The organism is Acinetobacter sp. YH12227, from assembly GCF_013417785.1.
GTDB classification, from domain to species: Bacteria; Pseudomonadota; Gammaproteobacteria; order Pseudomonadales; family Moraxellaceae; genus Acinetobacter; species Acinetobacter gandensis.
Genome location: NZ_VPDH01000112.1, coordinates 1 through 6,877, shown reverse-complemented (window position 1 = coordinate 6,877; position 6,877 = coordinate 1). Strand labels below are relative to the sequence as shown.

Below are 6,877 nucleotides of genomic sequence, written 5' to 3'. Positions count from 1 at the left end.
GTTCCACTTTAGATATTTGTTTAAGATGAGATGTAACTCATTGAAATGTGTCATCATATTCGTCGTCAGAAAACAAGTATTATGCCATTATTTCAATGAGTTATCTTTTTTTGTCGTGTACAAAGGTCTTTTAATTGAGAAGAATAAAGGTGAACAACGGAGTTTCCTTGAGCTAATGTGGAAATATCCTGCTTTTTTGCAGAACTAAGGTAATAAGCAAGCCATTCACCATTTTCTTGGTGACTCAAAATATTTAAGTCACCACTCAAAATAACTCCTTCTTGTAAAACACAAGATGCAGTCGCAATATCTATTTGTGTTTCACCTGATGCTGGAATAATGACATCATTTGCCTTACTCAACACGGAATCAGATTTAGCTATATTAGTTTTTGAAACAACTTTATCAATGACCTGACCATAAGTTGTATAAAGCTCACCGTAACGGATGCACAGATTGACACCATCTTCAGAAATATCAGCTTTAGAAATACCTTTACCTTTTGAAAAGATCACAAAGTCTTTTAATAAGCATTTTTTCCAATCACCATCAAACTCTTTAAATCTTAACTTTGGTGAAGCCATTACTTCACCTCCGCAAATGGCGAATCAATCCCAAGCTCTTTACAGAAACTAGCAATTACAGCATCGGTCTTCTGACTTTCAACTTCTAAAGCTTGAAGCTGTTTTGCAATTGCATTTAAATCAATCTCAGCTTCCGCTTCAAAGGTATCCACATAACGTGGAATATTCAGGTTGTAATCGTTGTCTTTCACTTCCTGCAAAGACGCAACTTTGGCATATTTCTCAATATCCTGACGGTTTTCAAACGCCCCTAAAATATTATCTAAATGCTCAGGCAATAACTTGTTTTGATTCTTCTGCTTTTCAAAATCGTTGCTGGCATCAATAAACAAAATATTGTCCGTGTGCCCACGATCTTTCTTCAATACCAAAATACAGGTCGGAATAGACGTACCATAGAAAATATTGGCAGGTAAACCGATTACAGCATCGATGACATTCAGTTTTTCAATCAAATACTGACGAATCACGCCTTCACTTGAACCACGGAATAACACGCCATGTGGCAGAACAACAGCCATGGTTCCGTTGCCATCAAGTTGATGAAGCATGTGCTGCACAAACGCCATGTCTGCTTTTGAACTTGGTGCAAGTTTACCAAAACGGCTAAAACGTTCATCTTGCAAAAATAGTGGATCTGCTGACCATTTTGCCGAGAATGGAGGATTGGCTACGACTGCTTCAAAACGTAAATCTTTATGCTGTGGACGAATAAGCGTGTCTTCTTGCTTAATGTCGAATTTAGCAAAGTGAACATCATGTAGAATCATGTTCATTCGTGCCAAGTTGTATGTGGTACGGTTCATCTCTTGACCGTAAATCATATCGACATCTTGAACTTCACGTTTTACACGCAACAGTAATGAACCTGAACCACATGTCGGGTCATAGACTGAACGCAGACGTTCTTTGCCTTGAGTGACAATCTTGGCAAGCAAAGTCGAAACCGTTTGCGGTGTATAGAATTCACCTGCTTTTTTACCTGCACCAGATGCAAATTCACCAATCAAATATTCGTAGGCATCGCCTAATACATCTGATTCTGAATTACTAAGATCAAAATCAATATTATCGAGATGGGTTAGTACTTTGCTGACCAACTCATTACGGTCATTGGCATTGTTACCAAGTTTGGTTGAGTTGAGGTCTAAATCTTCAAATAGATTGGCAAAGTCATCTTCAGACTCAGCACCTAGAGTACTACGTTCGATTTCTCGCAAGGTATTTGAAAGCTCATCAAGAATAAACTCACCCTGACGACCACGTTCAGCAATCGTGTGGAACAATTGTTTTGGTGCTAGGGCATAACCGACTTCTTCAACTGAGTTTTCTTTGATGCCGTCAATCAGTTCAGCGTGATCAGGGTTATTTTCATCAAGTTGATAGTATTTTTCAGCAAGACCTTCGTCTTTCAACAGTTCATTGGCAAAAGAAATTGCTTTTTCAGACAGGTATTTGTAGAAAATGAAGCCGAGAATGTAGTCACGGAACTCATCAGCTCCCATTTTTCCACGTAAGTCGTTTGCAATATTCCAAAGATGTTTTTGTAGTTGTTGAAGTTGAACCTGGGTCATGAAGCAAGAATCTCTAGTAATACCTAAATTTACTTAAGTATAGCGAGTATCTGCTTATAAAAATTAGGTTTATTAGGTTATGAAAGTAGATAAATGATGAATTTCGAATAAGAGATTTTATGTTAAATAAATCTCTTCAAGAATGATTAGTGATCTGCTTTATATAGTTATTTTTCCCTGCTAATCGTAAAGCTACTTGAATATCATTATCGAATTTTTGAAGATGTCTCATATCTCGAAAATGCCTATGAGCAGGTTGTAAATGACCATTTACTATTGCTACTCCAGTAACAAATTTAACGCCATTTTCAGGAAAAAATTTAATTTTTTCTTCTTTAATTTTATGCTGATATTTTTCTATTATTTGAACGATTTTCTTTAGAAATTTTTGATTTATGGCTTTTCCTGTAAATGAAATATCATCAACATAGACAGTCATATTTATAGAGCGACTTTTAGCGATTCTATAAATTTCATCAAACATAGCCTTGTTAGCCCAAAAAGCCAATGCTGAGCTTAATGGGCTACCTGTAGGAAGACAATTATTTACAGTGCAGATTTCAGATATATATTTAGCAATATCAGTTGGATATTGAAGAGTATATCCAAAAAAAGATTGGATTTTAGCTTTTGAGGTCGAGGGATAAAAATCAGTAATATCAATATTCAAAGTAAGCCCCTTAAGACCTACATGTGCTTTTGCATTCGAAATTGCAGATTTAGAACGTTTAGAGTGTAAATAATCGGGAGCTTTCAAGTTACCCAAAAATTTTCCAATTCTAGAATGGATCTGTTTCAATCTCTCATGAGGATCTTGAATAGGGCGGACTTTAATAACGTTTCCATTATTATCAGTCTGCTTTTTATTAAAACATTGATACATTTGATTTTTTGAACGGGAAATATGATTGAGTTCTTTAACAGATGAACACAACAGCATAGCTAATCGCTTCTTACTTGTAATATGAAATAACGGTGAGTTTAGTAACTCTAAGTCGTATACATATCTTGCATGATCAGAAGGTTGGCTATTTCCCATTTTCACTTAACCAGTTCATAAGTTTGATTACTTTACTACCAGCAAAATAACGAAATTTTCCTGATAAAGTGTCACGTTTATCCATATTTTCCGAAAAGAACATTAAGGAAGAAACAGGGATATCAAAGTATTCAGAATATTTATCAAGTAGCTCCAAAGTTGGTTTCTTTTTCCCACTTTCGATTTCTGATAAGTAAGAGTTAGAAATACCTAGAGATTGAGATAATTCTGTTTGAGATATGCGATGATACTTCCTCATGGTAAGTAGTGCATCATTAAGCATTTTACAGGCCTCTAATAGGTTTTTTAAAAGAGAACCACCTAAAGAAGTGTTCTCCAAGAGATAATCTAGTTTCCTAAATCGTCCTCCTGAAGGATGTATTTCACGACGAATCGTGATACTACTAGAACAATTTTAATAAACTTCCAACCTTTTGGGGATTTTGGTTTATTAGCCTTATTCTCAACTTTAGATGGCTGCTGATGGTTACGTGACTGTTTCATTTGAATCTTCCTTTGCGACCATAATTGGCCCCATCTACGCTAGGAAGTAAAACACCCTGGATCAGCACTTGACTCTTCAAAAAGTGCCACACGCACCATCGCGTGTGGCACTAATATCGATTGAATATAGTCTTAACTCATGTCGATCATCGATCATGTCGTCAAGAGCTATACCCCCCGAAGTTTGAGGTTATTCAACCTCCGAGTATTTACATACTCAAATAACAAAAATGGTTAATAGCCAACAAGACGTAACTCTATTCATAATACATTTTTATTAGCCAATAGCAAATATTTTTTCGCTGTGAGCGAAAAAATATTTAGATTCTTTATTTAAAGTTTAAGTTAGAATAAAAAAACTATCTATTTCTAATATTCAGAGAAAAAAATGTTTTTAGTCAAATACTTTAAGGGCAATGATGATTCAGAAAATCTTCTCGGTGAAGAAATTTTAAAGAACATTGAAGAATGCCTTCTGTATAAGGTGGATGACGAAAAAAAAATTTATCTCACTAAAAAATTTTCAACTTCAGCATGCTATAGATGGAAATTATTAGATATTAATGATGTAGAAACACTAGGTTTTTCAAGGTCACTGCATATTATTTTGCAAGAAACCACTTCTACAGATGAAGAATTTTTAACAAAAACATTGAAAGAGAATAAAGCACGAGGACACGGAGGAATAAATCAGTTACTTCATAAGGGTAAAATAGTTGAAGTAGAGTTTGGTCACTACCATAATGTTTATAAAATAGCTAAAAATAAGAAGTTAGGTACAAATAAGCGTTATAAATCTACAGTCCAAAGTGGAGAAATGCATAAAAGAAGATTAGCAATTGTAGTTAAAGTACAGCCAGACAATATGGTACAAGTTGTTCCAATTACATCGAAGGAACCACGAAGTCAAAATGATAAATCTTGCTTTAAATTAGAACCAGAAACTCTTATTGAATCAGTATATTTTTCATCTGAAATAGATAGTTGGGTGATTTGTTCAATGATTCAAACAGTATCTGTCACACGTATTTTACCTTTGGAAAAAAAACGTAAATATAGAAAACAGTATGAGCATCCTCGTAATACTTCATATACATTCAAGATATCTAAGCAAGACTCCCTTAATTTAGATAGAGCTTTGCTACATGCAGTTAATTTAGGTAACTATTACGATTATTTTAATAAAAACAATGAATTAAAAAACAAAAATGATGAACTATCAGCCCAGATAGATCAACTACTTTTAGAGTTAGAAGATGCTATAAAATATAAAGAAGCTTGTGTTAAAGCTTCACTCAGTCTGAATGACTTTGATTGACAAATATGTGCATAGGTATATACTAAAAGTAATTGGTGAGGTATCTAATTAATAATTAGATGTACTTTTGATAGTTCGCTATTAAAAGGAAACCGTGGCAGAAAGGCCCTCGCGACAGCGCTTAGACGCTTACTGCAACTGCAAAATGCAAAAGAAAGCCAGCTTATAGCTGGTTTTTTTTTGCTTGTTAATTTTTTTAAAAATCATTAATTAGATTTTATAAAATTAACATCATACGAATTATACGAATCAAATTTTAGACAATAAAAAACCCCGGCATCCTGCCGGGGTTTTTCGTATTGGTTCGCTCGGTATAACTCCTGTCGTACCTTACAGTCCTTGTGCTTATCTATTGTTATTCTTCTATGGAACTTCCTGTTCCCGATGAGTTCATAATAGGAAAATTCCAATATTCCGGATAGCAGCAAAGAGCAGAGATTGATGTGAGCCAAAGCGTACAAAATAGCCTAAATTTTATCCCCAGCAATTGGGGATAATTTTGAGTATTCAAGCATTGATAAAATTTAAAAAATCGCAAAATAGAACACTTTTTAACCAATTCTATTGGCAAGAACTATCAAAAACGATCATAAAAAAGCCGGCTTTTCGACATCGTCGAGCCTATTCTTTATATCATAAGTTTTTGATTTTTATAAATTTCAATGTATGCATTTCGTATAACCTCCATTATGTTAAATGGGTGGATTATTTTCATTAATGATCCCAAAAGCTTTTCTCCATGCCTGAGGGCTGGTGCCATATTTTTCACGAAAATTTTTTCTAAATGACACGGTATTATTAAAACCTGAAAGCTCGGTTATCTTTTCGATAGACAAGTTTGTCGTTTCTAAAAGTTCACAACTTAATCTGATTCTTTCAGTATTCAGCCAATCGACTAGGGTCATGCCTGTCGCTTTCTTAAAATGCCGTGTGAACGTCCTGCGTGTCATATGTGTCCGTTCAGCGAGGCTTTCAATATTATGTTGTAAAGCTAAATTCTTTCTTAAAAAATCAAGTAATACATTAATTTGTGCATCTTGGCTCGATTCTGCGACTGGCTGTTCAATAAACTGAGCTTGCCCACCTTCACGGTGAGGCGGGATCACCATTACTCTAGAGACTTTATTCGCAATTCGTGCATTATAGATTTCACGTACCAAGTACAAGCAGCAGTCTAACGCTGCGCCTGTTCCAGCAGAGGTTACGATCCTTTGGTCCTCTACATACAGGGCGTCATTATCAAGCTGAACCTGTGGAAATCGTTCACTAAAATCTTGTTCAGCCATCCAGTGCGTAGCTGCTTTTTTATGGTCAAGCAGCCCTGCATATGCCAATGCATAAGTTCCATAGCATAACCCTACAATTCTAATTCCAGTCTGATATGCACAATTTAGGGCATTGATAAGTACTTCTTCAGGCTCATGATTAAAATCATCCCATCCAGGAATAATAATAAGATCCGACTCTTTAATGAGTTCGATCCCCCCATCAGGGATAATCATCATAGACTGTTCTGTTTTTACGGGTTGGCCATCTATAGAAAAAATTTTCAGATCAAATAAGCGTTTATCTTCAATCCTGATATTGAAAATGATATGGGGGATAGAGAAGTGAAATGGATTTATATTGGGATAAACGAACAATCCAATCACTGGTATAGCCATTCGGTCTACCTCTCTAAAATAATAAATATAGCATGTTGTCCCAATAGTTTCGATGATTGTCCTTAAAGACAATTTTATTGCTTAATTTTTCCTATCATGATTCGAGTATGACTAAATGATTGGATCTGGAACATGAATAAAATTTTAAGTAGCTCTGTTATTGCACTCTCTCTGGCAATGGCTTCAGTCCATTT

General features: G+C 35.1%; 6 protein-coding genes. 1 reads left to right on the top strand and 5 read right to left on the bottom strand.

The window, feature by feature from the left end; all coding sequences use genetic code 11:
• Window positions 1–92: 92 nt before the first annotated feature.
• From FTV09_RS16505 to FTV09_RS16490, 4 genes are all read right to left on the bottom strand, one after another.
• On the bottom strand, window positions 93–584 hold the full coding sequence (locus tag FTV09_RS16505; protein WP_180058912.1) for a restriction endonuclease subunit S: 492 nt from the start codon (window positions 582–584) through the stop codon (window positions 93–95).
• On the bottom strand, window positions 584–2,158 hold the full coding sequence (locus FTV09_RS16500) for a type I restriction-modification system subunit M (RefSeq protein WP_180058911.1): 1,575 nt from the start codon (window positions 2,156–2,158) through the stop codon (window positions 584–586). The genes FTV09_RS16505 and FTV09_RS16500 overlap by 1 nt, the downstream gene beginning before the upstream one ends.
• Window positions 2,159–2,294: 136 nt before the next feature.
• The gene (locus FTV09_RS16495) at window positions 2,295–3,197 is read right to left on the bottom strand and encodes a reverse transcriptase family protein (RefSeq protein WP_180058910.1); all 903 of its coding nucleotides are present in this window, start codon (window positions 3,195–3,197) and stop codon (window positions 2,295–2,297) included.
• Window positions 3,187–3,537, bottom strand: a complete 351-nt coding sequence (locus FTV09_RS16490; RefSeq protein ID WP_257222930.1) for a helix-turn-helix domain-containing protein — start codon at window positions 3,535–3,537, stop codon at window positions 3,187–3,189. The genes FTV09_RS16495 and FTV09_RS16490 overlap by 11 nt, the downstream gene beginning before the upstream one ends.
• A gap of 552 nt (window positions 3,538–4,089) precedes the next feature.
• On the opposite strand from FTV09_RS16490, the gene FTV09_RS16485 reads away from it, so the two are divergent.
• Window positions 4,090–5,019: a type II toxin-antitoxin system PemK/MazF family toxin gene (locus FTV09_RS16485; protein ID WP_180058909.1), complete on the top strand. Its 930-nt coding sequence runs from the start codon at window positions 4,090–4,092 to the stop codon at window positions 5,017–5,019.
• Window positions 5,020–5,711: 692 nt separating this feature from the next.
• Here the strand turns inward: FTV09_RS16485 and FTV09_RS16480 are convergent.
• On the bottom strand, window positions 5,712–6,683 hold the full coding sequence (locus FTV09_RS16480; RefSeq protein ID WP_004733159.1) for a GlxA family transcriptional regulator: 972 nt from the start codon (window positions 6,681–6,683) through the stop codon (window positions 5,712–5,714).
• Window positions 6,684–6,877 lie beyond the last annotated feature (194 nt).

What these genes read in the sequence shown, in the direction of transcription:
- FTV09_RS16505 (WP_180058912.1), bottom strand. Translation starts at nt 584, where the DNA reads ATGGCTTCACCAAAGTTAAGATTTAAAGAGTTTGATGGTGATTGGAAA.
- FTV09_RS16500 (WP_180058911.1), bottom strand. Translation starts at nt 2,158, where the DNA reads ATGACCCAGGTTCAACTTCAACAACTACAAAAACATCTTTGGAATATT.
- FTV09_RS16495 (WP_180058910.1), bottom strand. Translation starts at nt 3,197, where the DNA reads ATGGGAAATAGCCAACCTTCTGATCATGCAAGATATGTATACGACTTA.
- FTV09_RS16485 (WP_180058909.1), top strand. Translation starts at nt 4,090, where the DNA reads ATGTTTTTAGTCAAATACTTTAAGGGCAATGATGATTCAGAAAATCTT.
- FTV09_RS16480 (WP_004733159.1), bottom strand. Translation starts at nt 6,683, where the DNA reads ATGGCTATACCAGTGATTGGATTGTTCGTTTATCCCAATATAAATCCA.